The 21952-nt window shown below is 66.6% G+C and carries 19 protein-coding genes; 8 read left to right on the top strand and 11 right to left on the bottom strand.

Features of this window, described 5'->3' with window-relative positions; translation table 11 throughout:
• Window positions 1-8: 8 nt before the first annotated feature.
• Entirely contained in the window at window positions 9-620 is a 612-nt protein-coding gene (locus HU751_RS08145; protein ID WP_186734383.1) for a LysE family translocator, read from the bottom strand.
• Window positions 621-721: 101 nt separating this feature from the next.
• Here HU751_RS08145 and HU751_RS08140 point away from each other — a divergent pair, with 101 nt between their 5' ends.
• On the top strand, window positions 722-1702 hold the full coding sequence (locus HU751_RS08140; protein WP_186734382.1) for a GlxA family transcriptional regulator: 981 nt from the start codon (window positions 722-724) through the stop codon (window positions 1700-1702).
• 133 nt (window positions 1703-1835) lie between these two features.
• Here the strand turns inward: HU751_RS08140 and HU751_RS08135 are convergent, their stop codons facing one another.
• Window positions 1836-2693 carry a CAP domain-containing protein gene (locus HU751_RS08135; RefSeq protein ID WP_186734381.1) on the bottom strand — a complete coding sequence of 286 codons (858 nt, stop codon included), beginning with the start codon at window positions 2691-2693 and terminating at the stop codon, window positions 1836-1838.
• Between the two features lie 263 nt (window positions 2694-2956).
• On the opposite strand from HU751_RS08135, the gene HU751_RS08130 reads away from it, so the two are divergent.
• On the top strand, window positions 2957-5125 hold the full coding sequence (locus tag HU751_RS08130) for a TonB-dependent receptor (protein WP_186734380.1): 2169 nt from the start codon (window positions 2957-2959) through the stop codon (window positions 5123-5125).
• A 21-nt stretch (window positions 5126-5146) separates the two neighbouring features.
• Here the strand turns inward: HU751_RS08130 and HU751_RS08125 are convergent, their stop codons facing one another.
• From HU751_RS08125 to metH, 4 genes are all read right to left on the bottom strand, one after another.
• Entirely contained in the window at window positions 5147-6301 is a 1155-nt protein-coding gene (locus tag HU751_RS08125) for a cysteine desulfurase family protein (protein WP_186734379.1), read from the bottom strand.
• A 164-nt stretch (window positions 6302-6465) separates the two neighbouring features.
• A complete protein-coding gene (locus HU751_RS08120; protein ID WP_186734378.1) occupies window positions 6466-6945 on the bottom strand; it encodes a DUF2269 family protein in 480 nt (159 codons plus the stop codon).
• Window position 6946: 1 nt separating this feature from the next.
• Window positions 6947-8059 (bottom strand): saccharopine dehydrogenase family protein, encoded by a 1113-nt coding sequence (locus HU751_RS08115; RefSeq protein WP_186734377.1) that lies wholly within the window; start codon window positions 8057-8059, stop codon window positions 6947-6949.
• 174 nt (window positions 8060-8233) lie between these two features.
• Window positions 8234-11941 (bottom strand): methionine synthase, encoded by a 3708-nt coding sequence (gene metH, locus HU751_RS08110; protein ID WP_186734376.1) that lies wholly within the window; start codon window positions 11939-11941, stop codon window positions 8234-8236.
• Between the two features lie 172 nt (window positions 11942-12113).
• Here metH and HU751_RS08105 point away from each other — a divergent pair, with 172 nt between their 5' ends.
• The 5 genes from HU751_RS08105 to HU751_RS08085 all read left to right on the top strand — a co-directional run bounded on the left by HU751_RS08105 (window position 12114) and on the right by HU751_RS08085 (window position 17664).
• Window positions 12114-14414: a fatty acid cis/trans isomerase gene (locus HU751_RS08105; RefSeq protein ID WP_186734375.1), complete on the top strand. Its 2301-nt coding sequence runs from the start codon at window positions 12114-12116 to the stop codon at window positions 14412-14414.
• Between the two features lie 190 nt (window positions 14415-14604).
• Window positions 14605-15639 carry an acyltransferase family protein gene (locus HU751_RS08100; protein WP_186734374.1) on the top strand — a complete coding sequence of 345 codons (1035 nt, stop codon included), beginning with the start codon at window positions 14605-14607 and terminating at the stop codon, window positions 15637-15639.
• A gap of 57 nt (window positions 15640-15696) precedes the next feature.
• Window positions 15697-16281 carry a Fe-S biogenesis protein NfuA gene (gene nfuA, locus HU751_RS08095; protein ID WP_023630602.1) on the top strand — a complete coding sequence of 195 codons (585 nt, stop codon included), beginning with the start codon at window positions 15697-15699 and terminating at the stop codon, window positions 16279-16281.
• Between the two features lie 291 nt (window positions 16282-16572).
• Complete coding sequence (locus tag HU751_RS08090; protein WP_028690719.1) at window positions 16573-17181, top strand: SCO family protein; 609 nt, start codon at window positions 16573-16575, stop codon at window positions 17179-17181.
• Window positions 17182-17664, top strand: a complete 483-nt coding sequence (locus tag HU751_RS08085) for a copper chaperone PCu(A)C (RefSeq protein WP_186734373.1) — start codon at window positions 17182-17184, stop codon at window positions 17662-17664.
• Between the two features lie 77 nt (window positions 17665-17741).
• On the opposite strand, the gene HU751_RS08080 is transcribed toward HU751_RS08085, so the two are convergent.
• Both HU751_RS08080 and HU751_RS08075 read right to left on the bottom strand, forming a co-directional pair.
• Window positions 17742-17969 carry a hypothetical protein gene (locus HU751_RS08080; protein ID WP_023630605.1) on the bottom strand — a complete coding sequence of 76 codons (228 nt, stop codon included), beginning with the start codon at window positions 17967-17969 and terminating at the stop codon, window positions 17742-17744.
• 15 nt (window positions 17970-17984) lie between these two features.
• On the bottom strand, window positions 17985-19136 hold the full coding sequence (locus HU751_RS08075; protein ID WP_186734404.1) for an MFS transporter: 1152 nt from the start codon (window positions 19134-19136) through the stop codon (window positions 17985-17987).
• 108 nt (window positions 19137-19244) lie between these two features.
• Between HU751_RS08075 and HU751_RS08070 the strand changes: the two genes are divergently transcribed.
• The gene (locus HU751_RS08070) at window positions 19245-20054 is read left to right on the top strand and encodes an AraC family transcriptional regulator (RefSeq protein ID WP_186734372.1); all 810 of its coding nucleotides are present in this window, start codon (window positions 19245-19247) and stop codon (window positions 20052-20054) included.
• Here the strand turns inward: HU751_RS08070 and HU751_RS08065 are convergent.
• Genes HU751_RS08065 through HU751_RS08055 form a run of 3 tightly spaced genes read right to left on the bottom strand, consistent with a single transcriptional unit; the run spans window position 20014 to window position 21853 of the window.
• Entirely contained in the window at window positions 20014-20847 is an 834-nt protein-coding gene (locus HU751_RS08065; RefSeq protein WP_186734371.1) for an AraC family transcriptional regulator, read from the bottom strand. The genes HU751_RS08070 and HU751_RS08065 overlap by 41 nt on opposite strands.
• On the bottom strand, window positions 20844-21158 hold the full coding sequence (locus tag HU751_RS08060; protein ID WP_062574311.1) for an AzlD domain-containing protein: 315 nt from the start codon (window positions 21156-21158) through the stop codon (window positions 20844-20846). The genes HU751_RS08065 and HU751_RS08060 overlap by 4 nt, the downstream gene beginning before the upstream one ends.
• Window positions 21155-21853 carry an AzlC family ABC transporter permease gene (locus tag HU751_RS08055; RefSeq protein WP_186712331.1) on the bottom strand — a complete coding sequence of 233 codons (699 nt, stop codon included), beginning with the start codon at window positions 21851-21853 and terminating at the stop codon, window positions 21155-21157. The genes HU751_RS08060 and HU751_RS08055 overlap by 4 nt, the downstream gene beginning before the upstream one ends.
• Window positions 21854-21952: the final 99 nt, after the last annotated feature.

The raw sequence follows: 21952 nt of genomic DNA, 5'->3' as shown, positions 1-21952 counted from the left end.
CGGGGCGTCTATCGTCCCAGCGGCAGGGCCACGCCGATCAGCGCGAACAGGCTCCCGCAGCAGCGGTTGAACCCGCGGCCGCCCTTGGCCAGCCACGGGCGGATGCGAAACGCCAGGCGCGCCAGCAGGTACTCCACCAGGCATTCGACACTGGCGAAGGTCGCCGCCATCACTACGAACTGCACCAGCAGGCCGCGCTGCGGGTCGATGAACTGGGGCAGGAACGCGCCATAGAACAGCAGCACCTTGGGGTTGGCCAGCGCTGACAGGCAGCCCTGGCGGAACAACCCGGCATTGCTCAGCGCCACACCGCCGCGCGGTTGCTCCAGGTGCAGCGCCGGTGTGCGCCACAGCTGGATCCCGAGCCAGACCAGGTAGGCCCCGCCGACCCACTTGAGCACCGTCAGCAGCGAGGCCGAGGCCTGCAGCAGGGCACTCAGGCCGAACATGGTCAGGGCGATCAGGAGACTGAATCCCAGTACGCCGCCGAGGATGGTGAACAGCGTGCGGCGGGCGCCATACAGCGCGCCATGGGTCAGGGCCAGCAGGCTGTTTGGGCCTGGGGTCAGCGACAGGCCGATGCTGGCGAGCAGGTAGATGAGCCAGGTGTCGAGTGCCATGAGAGAAGCCTTGTGGATGAGCAGGGCGCCAGTGTAGGGCAGGGTAGTGGGAATGTGGGGTAGTATCTGGTCATTCAACAGTCATATCTAGACATCCCACAATGACGCCCGACCTACGCCTGCTGATCCTGCCGCTGCCGGAGTTCGCCCTGCTGCCGTTCGGCGCGTTCCTCGACAAGTTGCGCTTCTCCGCCGACGACGAGGACTACAGCCGCCAGCGCTATTGCCGCTGGACCGTGCTTGGGCTGGACCGGGATCCGGTGGTTTCCAGCAGCGCGGCGATTGTTCAGGTCGAGGCAACCCCTACGGACATCCGTTGGGATGACTACGACCACCTGGTGCTGTTCGGTGGGCGCAACGCCAGTGCCACGGCGGCTTTGGCACCGCGTTACAAGGCCCTGCTCAAGCAGGCGAGCAAGGCCGGGGTGAAGCTGGTGTGTGTCGACAACGCGGCCTTCCTGTTGGCGGCCTGTGGCCTGCTGGACGGCCACCAGGTGGTGGTGCACTGGCGCCATGAAGCGGAGTTTCGCCTGGCCTTTCCCCGCGTGCGCCTGTTGACCGGGCAGCTGTTCTGCTTTGACGGTGAGCGCATCACTTGTGCCGGCGGCACGGCGGCTATCGACCTGGCGGTGGAGCTGATCGCCCGCGCCAGTGGCCGCGCCCGGGCGCTCAAGGGCCTGGCCGACATGCTGGTGGACGAGAGCCGGGATAGCCTTCACGCCTTGCGTTCGCTGGAGGCCGACGCCGGGCAAGGGCGCCAGGTGCAGCGCGCCACGGCGCTGATGCGCCATCACCTGGCGGCGCAGTTGCCGGTGGAGGCGCTGGCGGCCGAGCTGGGCATCAGCCGGCGCCAGCTCGACCGCCAGTTCCAGGCCTGCCATGGCATGAGCGCCAAGGCCTGGTGGCAGGAACTGCGTCTGCAGCAGGCGCGCTGGCGTTTGCTCAACTCCAGCCACAGCCTGGCGCAGATCGCCGATGAGGTGGGAATGGGGGATGCCAGCTACCTGGGCAAGTGGGTGCGGCGGCGGTTTGGTTGCACGGCGCTGGCGTTGCGCAATTCGGGCCATGCGCCGTCCCTGTAGGAGCGGCCTTGTGTCGCTAATAGGATTTGCCGCAAAGCGGCCCCGGCAATTTCAGCGTTTCACCGAGACAGGGCTGCTGCGCAGCCCTTTCGCGACACAAGGCCGCTCCTACAGGGACGGTGCCTGGCTGGTTCTACTGCGGCGTACCGAACAACCCCGTCCAGTAGATCCCAGCATCGCTCTTCGGATCCACCGCATACGCCGCCCCCAGCTCGCGAAAGTCCGGATTCATCAGCGTGGCACAGTGCCCAGGGCTGGCCAGCCAGCCGTCGACCACCTTGCGCGCGGTGTCGCGTCCGGCGGCGATGTTTTCGCCGATCTGCCGGTACAGGTAGCCGGCCAGCTCCGCCCGGTCGCCCGGGGTGCGGCCATCGCGGTCGATATGGTCGAAGAAGTTCTGGTTGGCCATGGCCCGGGTGTGGTTGGCGGCGACGCCCGCCAGGGTCGTGCTCCAGGCCAGCGCCGGGGCGGCGGCGAAGGGCTGGCCGCCGCACTGGCGGGGCAGCTTGCGCGCGGCGTTGATCTCCTGCAGCAGTTTCTGCCCTTCGGCCTGCCAGTCGCCCAGACGGGCGCTGAGCAGCGGCCGGGCCAGAACGATGCGCCAGTCGCGGCCCTCCTGGCTGACGCCAATGTCGACGAACTGCGGATCGAGCACCACCTGGCAGAAGCTCTCCTCGACGGCCTTCATCGCTGCCAGGGCATCCCGCGGGCCGGACAGGCTGATGGCCTGGACGTTGACCATCGGGTAGGCGGCGCGGGTCATGGCCTGCTGCAGGTCGCGGGTGCCTTCGGGCGACAGCGCCAGGCGGGTGTCGCTGTTGAGCGGCGGCAGCTCCAGCGAGGCTTCGCCCCCACAGCGCTGGGCCTGGCTGCGGTAGACGTTGATCGTATCGATCAGTTGCGCCTCTTCACCGGTGAAGGCCTGGGCGCTGGTCGCGCAAAGCAGGCCCAGCGTCAGGCCGATGAGGCAGGCAACGGATGGGACGCGCATGTGGATCTCCCTGTAACTGGCAGCGTCTGGATCTGCGCTGCCCATCCTACACAAGCGCAAGGCTTTTGGCCCGGCCCTGTGCAGTGTGAAAAAAACGAGCCTTGGCAATCGATTGCGGTTGGCAAAAGAGGGGGTAGACCGCTGGTCGGCGAAAAAGTGCGATGGTTTGGTAATAATTCGCACTATCAGCTAGAAACACTACTCAGTCACTCTAGGTTTCTCACTCGCCAGGAAGGCCTCTACCCATTGTCCGGGAGCCCTCCATGGCACGTACCTGTCCGTATCAATCGACCCTGCTGGCGCTTTGCTGTTCCGTTGCCGTCGGCGCCCATGCCGCCGATGGCGCCATCGAGCTGGATGCCACCGCGATCAACGCCGAGGCGCTCAAGGCCCCCGCCGGCGAGCTGCCCGAGCCCTACGCCGGCGGCCAGGTGGCCCGGGGTGGGCAGATGGGCGTGTTGGGCAACCAGGACATGATGGACGTGCCGTTCACCATGACCAGCTACACCGCGCAACTGATCGAGGAGCAACAGGCCGAGGATGTCGGCGACGTGCTGCTCAACGACCCGTCGGTGCGCCAGTCGTTCGGCTTTGGCAACCAGTCCCAGGTCTTCGTCATCCGTGGCCTGCCGCTCAACGGCGACGATGTGGCGTTCAACGGGCTGTACGGCGTGCTGCCACGGCAGATGATCTCCACCGATGCGGTGGAACGGGTCGAGGTGTTCAAGGGCCCCAATGCCTTTCTCAATGGCGCCAGCCCCACCGGCACGGGCCTGGGTGGCAACGTCAACCTGCAGCCCAAGCGTGCCGGCGACACCCCGACCCGTCGCTACACCCAGGACATCAGCAGCGACGGGCGCATCGGCGAGCACCTGGACCTCGGCCAGCGCTTCGGCGCGGACAATCGCTTCGGTGTGCGCCTGAACCTCTCGCAGCGCGAGGGCGAGACTGCGGTCGACGACCAGGACCAGCGCAGCAAGCTGTTCGTCGCCGGCCTTGACTACCGCGGCGACAATTTCCGCCTGTCCGGCGACTTCGGCTATCAGAAGCAGCGGGTCAACCATATGCGCAACTCGGTACGCCTGGGCGCGGGACTGACCGACATCCCGCGCGCGCCGGACGCCGACCACAACTACGGCCAGGACTGGGCCTGGACTGAGACCGAGGACACCTTCGGCATGGTGCGCGGCGACTACGACTTCAACGACAACTGGAGCGGCTACCTGGCCGGCGGCGTCAAGCACACCCACGAGAACGGCTTCTACGGCACGCCGATCCTTACCGACGCAGCCACCGGCGGTGCCACCATCGGCGGCTCGAAGATCCCCCACAATGAGGACAACACCACTTTCATGGGCGGCATCAACGGCCGCTTCCAGACCGGCCCGGTCAGCCACCAGCTGAACATCGGCGCGGCGAGCATCTGGACCCAGCAGGAGAACGCCTTCGTCTTCTACAACTCCCAGGCCACCAATATCTACCGCACCGACCCGTTGCCCAAGCCGACCACACCGACCTTCGTCGGCGGCAAGCTGGACGACCCCGGCGTGACCGGCAAGACCCGCAACCGCAGCATCGCGGTGTCCGATACCGTGGGCCTGTTCGACGACACGCTGCTGCTGACGGTGGGCGTGCGCCGCCAGCAACTGCGGGTCGAAGGCTACGCCTACGACGGCCCTGGCCCGGACCTGGGGCGCAACGCCTTCTATGACGAGGCGGTCACCACCCCGGTGTATGGCATCGTCTACAAGCTCAACCCGTCGGTCTCGCTGTACGCCAACCGCATCGAGGGCCTGGCCCAGGGGGCCACGGCGTCCGGGCAGGTGGTCAACGTCGGCGAGGTGTTCCCGCCGGCCAAGACCAAGCAGGTGGAGGCGGGGGTGAAGCTCGACTACCAGCGCTTCGGCGCCAACCTGGCGGTGTTCCGCATCGAGCGCCCCACCGATGGCTTCGTCGAGGGCAACGTGTTCGTCCAGGATGGCGAGCAGGTCAACAAGGGGCTCGAACTCAGCGTGTTCGGCGAGCCACTGCCGGGGCTGCGGTTGATGGCCGGTGGCACGCGCATGGACACCGAGCTGAAGAACACCCAGGGCGGCACGGCCGATGGCAACCATGCCGTCGGCGTGCCAACCTTCCAGCTCAACGCCAGTGTCGACTGGGACGTGCCGGGCCTGGAGGGGGTGGCGCTCAATGCGCGCATGCTGCGCACCGGCGGGCAGTACGCCAACCCGGCCAACACCCTGAGCCTGCCGACCTGGAACCGCTTCGACGTCGGTGCGCGCTACCGCTTCAAGGTGCAGGAGAAGGCCGTGACCTTGCGGGTCAACGTAGAGAACCTGACCGACAAGAACTACTGGGCCTCGGCCAATGGCGGGTACCTGACCCAGGGCGACCCGAGGCTGGTGAAGTTCTCGGGAACCCTGGATTTCTGACGTCTGTACCGGCGGCGTGGCCTACCAGAGCGCTACCGCCGCCGCCCCGACCACCCGGCCGAACACCGCCAGCGCCGTGTCCACGTCCGCCTCGCTGGTGTAGCGCCCGAGGCTCAGGCGTACGCTGTTGCGCGCCTGGCGCTCGTCGAGGCCGAGAGCCAGCAGCACATGGGACGCGGCGTTGCTCGCCGAATTGCAGGCCGAGGTGGTGGACAGCGCCAGCTCGCCGGCCAGGGCCAGGCTGTTGAACCCCTTGGCGTCGATGCACAGGTTGAGGGTGTGCGGAATGCGCTGTACCGGGCAGCCGTTGAGGGTGACCCCGGGCAGGGCCAGCAGGCCGTCGCACAGGCGCCGGGCGAGCTGCTCCAGGCGCTGGAACTCCGCCTCGCCGGGCTGGCCGGCCAGGGCGAAGGCGCTGCCCATGCCGACGATCTGGTGGGTGGCCAGGGTGCCGGAGCGCAGGCCGCGCTCATGGCCGCCGCCGTGCATCTGCGCCCGCATGGCAGGGCGGGCGCGGGGGCCGACATAGAGGGCGCCGATGCCCTTGGGGCCGTAGACCTTGTGCGCCGAGAACGACATCAGGTCGACGGCTTGGTGCGCCAGGTCGATGCGGACCTTGCCCACCGCCTGCGCCGCGTCGACATGCAGCAGGGCGCCATGGTCGCGGACCAGCTCGCCGATGCGGGCGAAGTCGGTCACGGTGCCCAGTTCGTTGTTCACCGCCATCAGCGACACCAGGCGCGTGTCCGGACGCAGCGCGGCCTGCACGGCCTCGGCCTGGATCAGGCCATGGGCGTCGGGCGCCAGGCGGGTCACCGTCCAGCCCTGGCGCTCCAGTTCGGCGGCGGTGTCGAGGATGGCCTTGTGTTCGAGCTGGCTGGTCAGCAGGTGGCCCGGCTGGGCGAAGCCCTGGGCGATGCCCTTGAGCGCCAGGTTGTTGGATTCGGTGGCGCCGGAGGTCCAGACCAGATCGTCGGGTTGGGCGCCGACCTGCTCGGCCACCTGGCGGCGGGCCTGTTCGACGGCCTCGCGGGCGGCCTGGCCATGGAAGTGGCCGCTGGAAGCGGGATTGCCGAAGTTGGTTTCGCGGCCCAGGCAGGTGAGCATGGCGGCAATGACCCGGTCATCGACCGGAGTGGTGGCGGCGTAATCGAAGTAGAGCGGGGTGCTGGGCATGATCGCGGGCGGGTCCGTGCGTGGACGCCGCCTGTCGGCATCCATGGACACCATCCTAGGCAATTGCCGATATGAATGTTTTTCCTTTTCCCCGTTCCAGGGCGATTTTCGAAAAAAATTCTATTCTTTTTTGCTATGTATTTAGAATTTTTTTCTTGCCTGGATCAAAGCCATTGCCACGGTGCCTGCTTGGTGATCATCACCAGCACGATCAGGAACATACCGGCAAACCCCGCGACCCCCATCCACAGCCAGGGGCGGTACAGCCGCTGATAGTCCTCACCCAGCGCGGTGCCATGCTCGACGGCCTGGGCGGCGAGGCGCTGCATGCGTGTCTGCAACAGCAGCACCGGCAGCCACAGGGCGCCCACCGTGAAGAAGATCAGCAGCGCGCCCTGCAGCCAGTCCGTGGACCACGGCATGCCGCTCATGCTGACCATGGCGTAGCCGGTCAGCAACTGCAGGACCCCGGCGGGCGTGGTGATCCAGGCATCGAAGCGCACCACCATCCTGGCCACGGCGGCGATCACCCGTGGGTCGCGGCTGCGGTTCGCGGCGATCAGGTACAGGTACGAGCCCATGCCGAAACCGAACAGGAACACCGCGGCGATCACATGTAGGTACTTGAGCAGCAGGTAGCTCATTTCAGCCTCGCCCGTGCTGGAAGCTGACGCTGTAGCGCACCTTGTCGGGTTCGCCGATGGCCGCCAGGTACTGCTCGACACTGATCTCGCCGACGCAGGGGCGGGCGCCCGGGGGCGGGGTGTGGCCCTCGATCACCCTGGTCATCAGCGCCACCGCCGCGCAGCTGGGGATTTCCGGGCCCTTGTCGTCACTGGCGCTGACCTGGGCCTGCAGGCGCAGTGGCTGGCCCTGCATGTCCAGCCCGCGGACATCCAGGTACATCGCACTCATGCCATCGCCAAAACGCTCGAAATGGCCGCCCAGGCGATGCAGGCGCCGCGCCCAGGGCAGCGGGTCGCGCACCAGGCCGTACTTGACCAGCAACGCCAGCGCGGCATTGGCCAGGCCGCCGGCCATGAGCCCGGAGCCGGCCTTGAACGCCAGGTCCTGGGCGCCGTAGCGCTCGGCGAAGATGTCCATGTCCGGTACATCGACGTTGTTCAGCAGGCGCCAGCCCAGGCCGGGCAGGTGGCGCAGCTGCAGGCCGAGCCAGCCGTCCACGGCGTGCGGGCGTCCGTCGCGCCACTGGCGGATCGGCCGCCCGGCGTAGGCCAGCACGCCTTCGATGGTGGACAGGCCGGGCATCTTCGCCGAGGAGGAAATGCCGTGCTCGATGCGCTCGATGCGGCTGAAGTGATGGCGCTGTTCGTCGAGGATCGCCGACGACAGGCTGGGCACCGAGCTGCAGCCGCTAAGCAGCGCGACATTGGCCTGGCGGGCGCGGGCGTCCAGGCGCTCGATGCCGTTGACGAACACCCGGCAGTCGGAGAGGTCGCAATAGCTGGCGCCCGCCTCGATGCAGGCTTCGGCCACGCGGTAGGGCTGGCCCTGGAAGGGGCCGCCGGTGTGGATCACCCAGTCGATGCGCAGTGCGCGCAGTGCGTCGGCAAAGCCGGGGGCCATGGCGTCGCCGCACCAGCTTTCGCTGCCGCTGAGTTGGGTGGCCAGTCGGGCGAGGCTGTTGGCGTTACGGCCGGCGATCACCAGTTGCACGGCGGGCATCTGCTGCAGGTGGCGGCAGATGATCCGGCCGAAGTTGCCGTAGGCGCCGATCACCAGGATTCTGCGGGACATGCGGGGGTCCTTGTGCATGTGTCGGGAGGTTCACGCGTGCCCTGTGTGTAGGAGCGGCCTTGCGCCGCGAAAGGGCTGCATAGCAGCCCCAGAATCTAAAGATCGCTGGGGCCGTTTTGCGGCCCTTTCGCGGCGCAAGGCCGCTCCTACACAGGGGGCAACGCAGGGCTGGACTCAGCCCTCGTAGCCCAGGTTCGGCGCCAGCCAGCGCTCGCTGACGCTGATGTCCTGGCCCTTGCGGGCGCTGTACTGTTCGATCTGGTCCTTGTCCACCTTGCCCACGGCGAAGTACTGCGCCTGCGGGTGGGCGAAGTACCAACCGCTGACCGCCGCCGCCGGGAACATGGCGAAGTGCTCGGTGAGGAACACGCCGCTCGGGCCGGTCTCGCCGATGGCGGTGCCGTCGAGCAGGCGGAACAGGGTTTCCTTCTCGGTGTGGTCCGGGCAGGCCGGGTAGCCAGGTGCCGGGCGAATGCCGCTGTACTGCTCCTTGATCAGCGCCTCGTTGTCCAGGTGCTCGTCCTTGGCGTAACCCCAGTGTTCCTTGCGCACCTGCTCGTGCAGCCACTCGGCGCAGGCTTCGGCCAGGCGGTCGGCCAGGGCCTTGACCATGATCGAGCTGTAGTCGTCGCCCTTGTCCTGGTAGGCCTTGGCCACTTCCTCGGCGCCGATGCCAGCGGTGGTAATGAAGCCGCCGACATAGTCGGTCACGCCGCTGTCCTTCGGCGCGACGAAGTCGGCCAGCGACCAGTTCGGCTTGCCGTCGGGCTTGATGGTCTGCTGGCGCAGGTGGTGCAGGGTCGCCAGGGTTTCACCGTTGTCGCCGTACACTTCGATGTCGTCGTGTTCGACCTGGTTGGCCGGCCAGAAGCCGAACACCGCGCGGGCGCTGATCAGCTTTTCGTCGATCAGCTTGTCGAGCATCTCGCGGGCGTCCTTGTACAGCGCCGTGGCGGCCTCGCCGACCACTTCGTCGGTGAGGATGCGCGGGAACTTGCCGGCCAGGTCCCAGGAGATGAAGAACGGCGTCCAGTCGATGTACTCGGCCAGGGTGCGCAGGTCGATGTCCTCCAGCACCTTGACGCCGGTGAAGGCGGGCACCGCGGCTTGGTAGGCGGCCCAGTCGTACTGCGGCTTGGCGGCGATGGCCTGGGCGTAGCTCAGGCGCTCGGTGCGGGCGCTGCGGTTGGCGGTGCGCTCGCGCACCTCGACGTATTCCTGACGGGTCTTCTCGACGAAGCCGCTCTTGAGCTCCTTGGACAGCAGCTGGGTGGCCACGCCCACCGCGCGCGAGGCGTCGGTGACATAGACCACGGCGTCGTTGGAGTACTTCGGCTCGATCTTCACCGCCGTGTGCGCCTTGGAGGTGGTGGCGCCACCGATCATCAGCGGCAGGTGGAAGTCCTGGCGCTGCATCTCGCGGGCGACGTGAACCATTTCGTCCAGCGACGGGGTGATCAGGCCGGACAGGCCGATGATGTCGCATTTCTGCTCACGGGCGGTCTGCAGGATCTTCTCGGCCGGGACCATCACGCCCATGTCGACAATGTCATAGCCGTTGCAACCGAGCACCACGCCGACGATGTTCTTGCCGATGTCGTGCACGTCGCCCTTGACCGTGGCCATGAGGATCTTGCCCTTGGCCTCGGGCTTGTCGCCTTTCTCTTCCTCGATGAACGGAATGAGGTGAGCCACGGCCTGTTTCATCACGCGGGCGGATTTCACCACCTGGGGCAGGAACATCTTGCCGGCGCCGAACAGGTCGCCGACCACGTTCATGCCGCTCATCAGCGGGCCTTCGATGACTTCGATCGGGCGCGCCGACTGCTGGCGGCACTCTTCGGTGTCTTCGACGATGTAGGCGGTGATGCCCTTGACCAGCGCATGTTCGAGGCGCTTGTCCACCGGCATCGAGCGCCATTCTTCGTTCTCGACTTCCTTGGTGGCGCCGCCGCCCTTGTAGTCGTCGGCAATCGCCAGCAGGGCGTCGGTACCGTGCGGGGTGCGGTTGAGCACCACGTCCTCGACCTTCTCGCGCAGGGCGGCGGGGATCTCGTCGTAGATCTCCAGCTGGCCGGCGTTGACGATGCCCATGGTCAGGCCGTTCTGGATCGCGTGGTAGAGGAACACCGAGTGGATCGCCTCGCGCACCGGGTTGTTGCCGCGGAACGAGAACGACACGTTGGACACGCCGCCCGAGCTCAGGGCGTAGGGCAGGTGGTCACGGATGTAGGCGCAGGCCTCGATGAAGTCGACGGCGTAGTTGTTGTGCTCCTCGATGCCGGTGGCGACGGCGAAGATGTTCGGGTCGAAGATGATGTCTTCCGGCGGGAAGCCCACCTCGTTGACCAGGATGTCGTAGCTGCGCTGGCAGATCTCGCGCTTGCGCGCGGCGGTGTCGGCCTGGCCGACCTCGTCGAAGGCCATCACCACCACGGCCGCGCCGTAGCGCTTGCACAGGCGGGCATGGTGTTTGAACTGCTCGACGCCTTCCTTCATCGAGATCGAGTTGACGATGCCCTTGCCCTGGATGCACTTAAGGCCCGCCTCGATCACCTCCCACTTGGAGGAGTCGATCATGATCGGCACCCGGGAGATGTCCGGCTCGCCGGCGATCAGGTTGAGGAAGCGCACCATGGCGGCCTGGGAGTCGAGCATCCCTTCGTCCATGTTGATGTCGATCACCTGGGCGCCGGCCTCGACCTGCTGCAGGGCGACTTCCAGGGCCTCGGTGTAGTTCTCCTCGCGGATCAGCCGGGCGAACTTGGCGGAACCGGTGATGTTGGTGCGCTCGCCGACGTTGACGAACAGCGACTGGCGATCGATGGTGAACGGCTCCAGGCCCGACAGGCGGCAGGCCTTGGGGATGTCCGGAATCGCACGCGGCTTGTACTTGGCGACCGCCTCGGCGATGGCCTGGATGTGCGGCGGGGTGGTGCCGCAGCAACCGCCGATGATGTTGAGGAAGCCGCTGGCGGCGAACTCCTCGACCACCGCGGCCATCTCCGCCGGGGTCTCGTCGTACTCGCCGAAGGCGTTGGGCAGGCCGGCGTTGGGGTGGGCGGACACATGGGTGTCGGCCTTGGTCGCCAGTTCTTCCAGGTACGGGCGCAGGTCCTTGGCGCCAAGGGCGCAGTTCAGGCCGACGGAGATCGGCTTGGCGTGGCGCACCGAGTTCCAGAAGGCTTCGGTGGTCTGGCCCGACAGGGTGCGGCCGGAGGCGTCGGTGATGGTGCCGGAGATCATGATCGGCAGTTCGACGTCGTCCTCCTCGAACACCTGCTGCACGGCGAAGATCGCCGCCTTGGCGTTGAGGGTGTCGAAGATGGTCTCGATCAGGATCAGGTCGGCGCCGCCCTCGATCAGGCCACGGGTGGCCTCGATGTAGTTTTCCACCAGTTCGTCGAAGGTGACGTTGCGATAGCCCGGGTCGTTGACGTCGGGGGAGATCGAGCAGGTGCGGCTGGTCGGGCCGAGCACGCCGGCGACGAAGCGCGGCTTGTCCGGGGTCTCGAGGGTCTTGGCGTCGGCCACCTGGCGGGCAACGCGCGCGCCCTCGACGTTGAGCTCGTAGACCAGCGCTTCCATTCCATAGTCGGCCTGGGAAATCTGCGTGGCGTTGAAGGTGTTGGTCTCGAGGATATCGGCGCCGGCGTCCAGGTAGGCTTTCTCGATCGCGGCGATGACATCCGGGCGGCTGAGCAGCAGCAGGTCGTTGTTGCCTTTGACATCGCTTGGCCAATCGGCGAAGCGCGTGCCACGATAGTCGTGTTCCTCGAGGCGGTAACTCTGGATCATAGTACCCATGCCGCCGTCGAGGATCAGGATGCGCTCTTTGAGTGCTTTCTGGAGTGCTTGGTAACGAGCGCTGCGGTCGGACATAGGAACTACCTGGTCGGGCGAATATCAGAAGGTGCCGAATAATAACAAAGCTGCACGGATTTTAGGCGTACTGCCCATTTGCATGAATTTCCTTCATGTTGGTGCGCGCCCCAACACCTCAGGACCCGCCAGGCACATCGTGATGGCTTCAAGTAACCAGGACATTCGGCACATGCTGCATCGCATATTTGCCAGCGCCTTCGCCTTGCTCATCAGTGGCGCGGCGTTCGGGCAGGCCCCCCAAGCGAGCCCGACGATTTCATACACCCGGGATATCCAACCGATCTTCACCGAGAAGTGCGTGGCCTGCCACGCCTGCAACGATGCTGCCTGCCAGCTCAACCTGGGCAGCGCCGAGGGCGCCGAGCGCGGCGCTTCCAAGGTGCCGGTCTACCAGGGCGAGCGCAGCCAGGCGGTGCCCACCACGCGGCTGTTCTACGACGCCCGCGACGAAGCCGGCTGGCGCAAGCAGGGCTTCTACTCGGTGCTGGACAAGCAGGGCAGCCAGGCGGCGCTGATGGCGCGCATGCTCGAGCTGGGTCACAAGACCCCGCTCACGCCCAATGCCAAACTGCCCGAGGAGATCGTCCTGGGGCTCAACCGCAACAACATGTGCCCGTTGCCCCACGAGTTCGACGCCTACGCCGGCGCCCACCCCAAAGAGGGCATGCCGCTGGCGGTCACCGGCCTGACCGACCAGGAGTACCAGACCCTGCAGCGTTGGTTGGCCGCAGGCGCTCCGGTCGAGAAGACGCCGATCCAGCCCAGCGCGGCAGAGGCCAAGCAGATCGCCGACTGGGAAGAGCTGCTCAACCGCCCGGGTTCGACCGAGGCGCTGGTCGGCCGCTGGCTGTACGAGCACTTGTTCCTGGCGCACATCCACTTCGTCGGCGGTGAGCCCGGACACTTCTTCCAGTGGGTGCGGTCGCGCACGCCGAGCGGCCAGGCGGTGGACCTGATCGCCACCCGCCGTCCCAACGACCCGCCGGGCACCGATTTCTACTACCGGCTGATGCCGGTGCAGGGCGTGATCGTCCACAAGACCCACATCACCTACCCGATGGGGCCGCAGAAGCTCAAGCGGGTCAAGCAGCTGTTCTACAGCGGCGACTGGCATGCCTCGTCGCTGCCCGGCTACGGTCCGCGCCACCGCGCCAACCCGTTCGAGACCTTCGAGGCGATCCCGGCGGTGGCCCGCTACCAGTTCATGCTGGACAACGCCGAGTACTTCGTCCGCACCTTCATTCGTGGCCCGGTATGCCGCGGGCAGATCGCCACCGACGTGATTCGTGACAACTTCTGGGCGCTGTTCCAGGAACCGGCCCACGACCTGTACATCACCGATGCCGAGTACCGGGGCGAGGCCACGCCGCTGCTGGCGATGCCCGGGCAGATCGACGACGTCGGCAGCGTGCTGAGCCTGTGGCACGCCTACCGCGACAAGCGCAACGAGTACGAGGCGCTGCGTCGCGAGGCCTATGCCGAGCAGCCGGCGCCGAGCTGGTCGACCCTGTGGGCCGGCAACGACAACGCGCTGCTGAGCATCTTCCGCCACTTCGACAGCGCCTCGGTGACCAAGGGCCTGATCGGTGACGTGCCGCTGACGATGTGGCTGTTCGACTACCCGCTGTTCGAGCGCACCTACTACCAGCTGGCGGTGAACTTCGACGTGTTCGGCAACGTCTCGCACCAGCTGCAGACCCGCCTGTACTTCGACCTGATCCGCAATGGCGCCGAGGTCAACTTCCTGCGCCTGATGCCGGCCGGCAAGCGTAGCGAGATCCTCGGCAACTGGTACCAGAACAGCGGCAAGGTGAAGATGTGGATGGACTACGAGGACATCGACACCAGCACGCCGAGCGCGCTGAAGCTGGACAAGCACGACCCCAAGCGTGACTTCGGCCTGCAGTTGCTGCAGCGCACCGGCAGCCTGAACGTGGCGCCCGACCCGATCAACCGCTGCCAGGGCGCCTACTGCTCGCGGCCCGGCCTGTCCCAGGAGTTGCGCGATGTCGAGCAGTCGCTGAGCCGCCTGGTGTCGCGCCCGGCCGCAGGGCTGAAGGTGATCGGCCAACTGCCCGAGGCGACCATGCTGCGCATCGAGGGGCAGGGCGGCCAGCGTCAGGTCTACAGCCTGCTGCGCAACCGCGCCCACAGCAACGTGGCGTTCCTGCTCGGCGAGGCCTACCGCTATCAGCCGGGGCTGGACACCCTGACCCTGGTCCCGGGCGTGCTCAGCAGCTACCCCAACTTCATCTTCAACATCCCGGCGGCCGATGTGCCGGAGTTCGTCGAGGACATGGAGGCGGCGCGGGACGACACGGCGAAGTTCGAGCGCATCGTCATGCGCTGGGGCGTGCGTCGCAGCCATCCCGAGTTCTGGCGCTACTTCCATGACCTGAACAGCTACATCAAGGAGACCGAGCCGGTGGAGGCGGGGGTGCTGGACATGAACCGCTACGAGAACCTCTGATCGGTTGGCCTGACCTTTCCGGCGCTATTGCGGTCGGAATCGATGGGTAGGCCCTGGGGCTGCTTTGCAGCCCATCGCCGGCAAGCCGGCTCCCACAGACGTACGCGAACCCTGTGGGAGCCGGCTTGCCGGCGAAACGAGCGCGAAGCGCTCGCCGGGCCTCAATGCATCGACGATCGCAGGGTTTTTCATGCTGTATTCGCTTCAGGCTCTCCGGGCATTCGCCGCCTGGGTGGTGGTCTGCCACCATTTCATGCAGATCTTCTTCGACTTCAATGCCACCGGCCCTATCGGCCAACTGCTCGCCGACCGTGGTGCGGTAGGGGTGGACATCTTCTTCGTCATCAGTGGCCTGGTGATCTACCTCTCGACCCGCGACAAGGACATCGCGCCCGCTCAGTTCCTGCTCAACCGCGCCCTGCGCATCGTGCCCGCCTACTGGTTCTACACCCTGCTGATGGCCGCGCTGATGCTGGTCGCCAGCCGTTGGATGCCGCACCAGGTGTTCGAATGGCAGCACCTGCTGCTGTCGCTGTTGTTCATCCCAGCGGAAAACCCGGGCGGCTACGGCCTGTACCCGACCTTGAACGTCGGCTGGACGCTGAACTTCGAGGTGTTCTTCTACCTGTTGTTCGGCCTGGCGTTCCTGGTGCGCCAGCGCCATCACCTGCTGCTGGTGACGGCGGCGCTACTGCTGGTCAGCGAGGTGCTGGGCCGCCTCGGCGTGCTCAGTCGCTTCTACAGCAACGACATCGTCTATGAGTTCCTGCTGGGTATCGGCCTGGGCGTGCTGTACCGCCGCGGGCTGATTCGCCAGGGCCTGTGGCTGCCGCTGGGGCTGCTTGGCGTGGCGGGCTATGCGCTGTATCACCTGGATGCCTCCCAGCGCTTGCTGCACTGGGGCCTGCCCAGCGCCCTGGTGGTGCTGGCGTTCATCGCCCTGGAGCCCTTCTTCAAGGGCAATCGGGTGCTCAAGGCGCTGGGCGATTGTTCCTATTCGGTCTACCTGGTGCATGTCTTGGTACTGTACGGCGGCCTGTTCGCCAGCGAACGCCTGCGTCTGAACCCGTACCTGGTATTCGCCTTGTGCGTGCCGTCAATCGGACTAATGTCGTGGCTCAGCTACCACTGGCTGGAGCGTGGCCTGTATGGGCGGCTCAAGGCCGGACTCACGGGGCGTGACGGCCAGGAGCCCGCGCTGGCGCTATCCCGAGTCAAATGCTAGGACTTTGTTCGAAGGCCGGGTTGGCGTACACTGCCGGCAAGTCTGTGAGGAACTTCCATGAGCGCTATAACCATTACCGACGCCGCCCATGATTACCTGGCCGATCTGCTCTCCAAGCAGAACACGCCTGGCATCGGCATCCGTATTTTCATCACCCAGCCGGGTACCACCTACGCCGAGACCTGCATCGCCTACTGCAAGCCGGGCGAGGAGAAGCCCGACGACCAGCCGGTGGGCCTGAAGAGCTTCACCGCCTACCTCGACGCGGTCAGCGTGCCGTTTCTCGAGGACGCGCTGGTCGACTATGCCACCGACCGCATGGGCGGCCAGCTGACCATCAAGGCGCCGAACGCCAAGGTGCCGATGGTCAACGAAGACAGCCCGATCAACGAGCGCATCAACTACTACCTGCAGACCGAGATCAACCCGGGTCTGGCCAGCCACGGCGGCGCCGTGAGCCTGGTGGACGTGGTCGACGACGGCATCGCCGTGCTGCAGTTCGGCGGCGGCTGCCAGGGCTGCGGCCAGGCCGACGTGACGCTGAAGGAAGGCATCGAGCGCACCCTGCTCGAGCGCATTCCGGAGCTCAAGGGCGTGCGTGACGTGACCGACCACAGCCAGAAGGAAAACGCCTACTACTAAGGCGGCTTTCCAATCGCGGGGCAAGCCCGCTCCCACGCCTGGGTCCCGCTTGGATCACGGTGTGGGAGCGGGCTTGCCCCGCGATGCTTTTCAGGCTTTGCGCATTGATCCCTAGCAACAAAGTGTTACGGATTCAACCCCTGCGACAACCGGTCGCGCCCCGTAAACAAAGGGCTGCAGCCCGATTGGCCGGATGTCGGGTGGATGGTGCGGGGGGAGCGTGACAGAATGCCCCGGTTTTCTGGCCGGCCCATCCCAGGGGTCGGCACCTTCCCTGTAAAGGATGGTTCCATGAATGATCTGTTGACCCGGCGCGCGGTTGTCGCCGGGATGGGCGTACTGGGGCTTGGCCTGCTGGCGGGTTGCAACCCGGCCCGGGGCCTGGACTTCAAGTACGGCAAGAACATGAGCAACGAGATCCTCGGGCGCAAATTCAAGCTCAAGGACACTCAAGGCAACGAGCGCACCCTGTCGAGCTTCTACGGCTCGATGCCGATGATCTTCTTCGGCTTTACCCAGTGCCCGGCAGTCTGCCCGACCGCGCTGGCGCGGATCGTCCAGATCAGGAAGATCCTCAGGGGTCGTGACCGCGAGCTGTTCCAGCCGGTGTTCATCACCCTGGACCCGGAACGCGACACCCCCGAGGTGCTCGACGCCTACGCCAAGGCCTTCGACCCGTCGATCGTCGCCCTGACCGGCACCCCCGAGGAAATCGCCGAGGTGGCCCGGGAGTTCAAGGTGTTCTACGAAAAGGTCCCGGCCGGCGACACCTATACCATCTCTCACTCGTCCACCAGCTACGTCTACGATACACGTGGCACCCTGCGCCTGAGCCTGGGCCATTCCCTGAATGCCAAGGAATGCGCCGAAGACCTGGTCACCCTGATGGAGATCTGCTGAATGTCGATGCAACCGATCAAACGCGGCCTGGCCGCCCTGGCCCTGCTGGGCATGACCCTGCCGGCGTTCGCCCAGACCACCGTGAGCGACGCCTGGGTCCGCGCCAGCGTGCCGCACCAGCAGTCGACCGGTGCCTTCATGACCCTGACCGCCAGCAGCGACAGCAAGCTGGTGAGCGTTGCTTCGCCCGTGGCCAAGACCGTGCAGGTGCACGAGATGACCATGAACGGCGATGTGATGGGCATGCGTGAGGTGAAGTCAGTCGAGTTGCCGGCGGGCAAGGCGGTGAAGCTGGACCCGAACGGCTACCACGTGATGCTGATGGGCCTGAACCAGCAAGTGAAGGAAGGCGAGCAGGTGCCGCTGACCCTGACCATCGAAGATGCCAAGGGCGTCAAGGAAACCCTGCAGGTGCAGGCGCCGGTGCGCGCGCTCAACGCCGAGGCTGGCGGCGGGCATGACCATATGCACATGAACCACTGATACGGCCACTGTCGCGGGTCAAGCCCGCTCCCACGCGATCGGTGGGAGCGGGCTTGACCCGCGATGCTTTTCGGCGGTCAGCTACGAAAACGTGGCAGCGGCCGCTCGATGTTCAGCGAAGTCAGGGTCTTGCGCACCTGCGCGTCCTCGGCCTCCAGCGCCTTGAGGCTGGCGCGGATCTTGCCGGCGGCAGGCACATCGCCCTGGCGGTCGATCCAGTCGGCGATCTCCTTGCAGGCGCTGCTCAGGCAGGCCTGGCGCTGGCTCATCAGCGACAGGAGCGTGGTGATTTCTCGTTCGGACATGACGCGATCCTCCATTCAGCCCCTTGAGTGTAGCAGCGCCCGGCCAGGCCGCTCGTAGCCGATGGCCAGCAACCAGGCCGCCAGGGCACAGGCGAACAGCGTCGCCCCGAGGGTCTGGCAAGTGCCCGCCAGCAGCAGTCCCACGCCGATCTGCAGGTAGTAGAACAGGCCGAACAACGCACCCGCCGTGCCACGGCAGTCGGCGTAGTCGACCAGCGCCGAGCCCAGCACCAGCGGAATCGCCATGGCGAAGGCGAACATCACCAGGGCCATGGCCAGCACCGTCCACAGGCTGTCGCCCATCCCCAGCAGTGCCAGCGCTGCCAGCAGGTCGAGCAGGCACGCCAGGCGCAGCAGGCGCGCCATGGCCACCCCGCGTTGCAGCAACCATGCATTGAGACGCGCGCCCAGCAGCGAGCCGAGCGCCAGCGCCGCGCCTGAGTAGCCCATCCACGGGCTGGCGCCGAGGCGCTCGAAAACAAACGGCGCCAGGCTGTACCAGCTGAACACGCTGATGTTGAACACCGCCACCAGGGCGCTGGCCAGCAGCACGCGACGGTCACGCAGCAGGCGCCGCAGCACCCGGCCGAGCGCGGGCGTCGCCTGCGCGGCGGGGCGCGTCTCGGGCAGGCCGCGCCAGCTCCAGGCGAGCAACAGCGCGGCCATCAGCAGCTGGCCGGCGAGCACACCGTGATAGCCGAACAGCCGCTCCAGCCAGGCGCCGCTGACCAGCCCCAGCGCCGGGCTGAGCGCCAGGCATACGCCGATCAACGAGAACACCCGGGCCAGTTCAGGGCCGGCGTGGCGATCGCGCAGGACGGTCTGGGTGACCACGGAGCCCACCGCTGCGGCGAAGGCCGCCACGATCCGCGCCAGCAGCAGTTGGCTGAAGTCGACCGCCAGCAATGCCGCCAGCGCCGCGCCGGTGTAGAGCAACAGGCCGGCAAGCATGGCCGGGCGCCGCCCCCACAGGTCGCAGGCACGCCCCCAGGCCAGCACGCCGACGGCAAAGGCGACGAAGTACAGCGACAGGGTCAGCGAAGCCTGGGCAGGGCTGACGGCGAATGCTTCGGCCAAGGAGACCAGGGCAGGGCTGTAGAGGGTTTCGGCAACCTGAGGAAACATCAGCAGGGCGGTCGCCAGGGCCAGCCAGGTACGGGAAAGCATGAGATTGAACACCTTGCAGTACAAACGGGTGTTCATGGTAGGGACGTTATATCGTGGGCTATTATCGCAATTGTGCTGATCTATCGTTGAAATCGGACAATCACAGTTATGGCCTGGTTAGCCCCCGACGCCCACTTCGACCCTGATGCTCTCGATGCGCCGGTATTGGGCATCTGCTCGGCCCTGGGCGACCACGACTCCGGGCGCCACCGGCATGGCCGCGGCCAGGTGCTGTTCACCCGCCAGGGCTGCGTGCGCATCCAGACCCCCGGGCGCCTGTGCCTGCTGCCGCCAACCCAGGCGGCATGGATTCCGGCGGGGCTGGAGCATCGGGCGCGCATGCGCGAGACGGTGGATTATCGCTCGCTGTACTTCAGTGCCGTGCTCAGCGAGGGGTTGCCGGCGGAGGTGACGATCATCAGCGTCAACCCGTTGCTGCGCGAACTGCTCGAGCGCATCGCCCAAGCGCCGTTCGACACGGCCTGGGACCGAGGCGACCAAACGCATTTGCTGGCGTTGTGCCTGGGTGAGTTGCGCCTGGCACCTCACCAGCCGATGTTCCTGCCATTGCCCGGCGATCGTCGCCTGGCCGGGTTGGTCGCGCGGCTCGAGCGCCTGCCGCCGGCGCTGGGTGAACTGGCGCAACAGGTCGGCGCCAGCGAGAAGACCATCAGCCGCCTGCTGCGCCGGGATACCGGCATGTCCTATCAGCAATGGCGCCAGCAGTGGCGGTTGCTGCGGGCAATGGAGCAGCTGGCTTTGCAGCGGCCGCTGGGCGCTATCGCCGACGACCTGGGGTTCGCCACCGACAGCGCCTTTATCGCGTTCTTTCGCGGCATGACCGGCACCACGCCAGGCGCCTGGAACCGTGGCGCGGCTACAGGCCCAGACAGGCCTGGCGATAGGCCCCCGGGGTAACGCCATAGGCCTGCTTGAACTGGCGGCTGAGGTGGCTCTGGTCAGCGAAGCCCAGGACAAAGGCAACTTCCAGTGCCGGCAGGCCGCTGCGCAGCAGCTCCCGGGCGCGGGCCAGGCGGCGCTGCTTGAGCCAGGCGTGGGGCGGCAGGCCGGTGGCCTGGCGGAACACCCGGGCGAAATGGAACGGCGACAGGTTCACCGCCGCCGCCAGGGCTTCCAGTGAGGGCGGCTCGGCCAGTTGGCTCTCCAGCAGCTCACGGGCGCGGGCCACGGCCAGCGGCTCGTTGCCAGGGGCGGCGGGCTCGGCGCAGTGGCCGTGGCGCTGCACCAGCGCCAGCACCGCCTGACGCCAGGCGGTCTGTTGCTCCAGGGCGCTGGCGCAGGACTCGGACAACTGGTGCAGCTGGCTGAACGCGGCGGCCAGGGCCGGGTCCTGGATCACGCTGTCCTTGAACCGCGGCAGGCCGTGGCGGCCCAGCTCCAGTTCGTCGAGCACGCCGGTGACCCGCTCGTGCTCGGGGTAGAAACCACGGTAGCGCCAGCCGGCCTCGTGGGCGGTAGCACCGGTGTGCAGCTCGTCGGGATTGATCAGCACCATGCTGCCCACCGGCGCCAGGTGCTCGCTGCCGCGGTGCCAGAAACGCTGGGCGCCGGATTCGATCACGGTGAACACATAGCCTTCGTGCACATGCGGGGCGAAGCGTTGCTGGATGTAGCGGGCGTGCAGCATCTCGACGTCGCCGAGGGCGGGCGCCTGCCACAGGTGGGCCTGTTCGCGCAGGGGCGTGGTCATGCCAGCCAGCTGCGCAGGAGGAAGAAGATCAGCATGCTCGCCAGCATGCTCAGCAACACGCTGCGGGTCAACAGCACCAGGGCGATCGCTACCAGCGAACCGAGCAGGTAAGGGTTCAGCGGGCTCAGCTCGAGCTGGTGGCCGGGCAGGAAGATGATCGGCCCGCAGATCGCGGTGAGCATGCCGGGCACGGCGAAACCGAGGAACTGCCGCGCATTGGAGCTCAGGCGCAGCGGCAGGCGTGGTTCGAGGAAGGCGTAGCGGTTGAGGAACACCACCGCGCCCATGGCGACGATCAGCAGCCAGATCATGAACGACCTCCGGAAAATTTCTGGCAGATAAAGCCAGCGGCCATGCCCAGCAGGCCTGCCACCACCAGGGCGGTTTCCCAGTGCCAGTAGCTGAACAGCACCGAGCAGAACAGCGACACCGCCACGCACACCACGGTCGGCAGGTTGCGCACCAGCGGCGCGATCAGTGCGACGAAGGTGGCGACGATGGAGAAGTCCAGGCCCAGTTGGTCCAGGTGCGGGATGTTCTGGCCGAGGACGATGCCGGCCAGGGTGAACAGGTTCCACGCCACATAGAAGGTCAGGCCGACCCCCAGGGCGTACCAGCGGTTGAACTGCTGCTGGTCGTGGTGGCTGGTCAGGGCGAAGAATTCGTCGGTGAGCAGAAAGCCCAGGCCCAGGCGCCAGCGGGTCGGCAAGCCGGACATCACCGGGCGCATGGACAGCCCGTAGAGCAAGTGCTGCGAGGTCAGCAGCAGGGTGGTGAGCAGGATCGACAGCAGGTTGGCACCACCCTTGAGCATGCCGATGGCCACCAGTTGCGCGGCGCCGGCGAAGACGATGGCCGACAGGCCCTGGCCTTGCCAGGCGCTGAGGTTAGCCTCGATGGCCATGGAGCCGGCCAGCAGGCCCCAGGGCGCGACGGCCAGGGACAGCGGCAGGATGGCGATGGCGCCGTGGAGGAAGGCGTGGCGGGCGAGCGGTGGACTGGACATGGGAACGACAACGAATCGACAGGGCAGGCCAGCATGACAGAGCGGCGCGGGGGCGGCTTGAACGATCTTGCTTTGTTGTCGATCATGCCGGCCCCTGTA

Origin of the sequence: Pseudomonas peradeniyensis, from assembly GCF_014268935.2 — a bacterium.
GTDB lineage: Bacteria > Pseudomonadota > Gammaproteobacteria > Pseudomonadales > Pseudomonadaceae > Aquipseudomonas > Aquipseudomonas peradeniyensis.
This window is presented reverse-complemented; position numbering and strand designations above follow the sequence as displayed.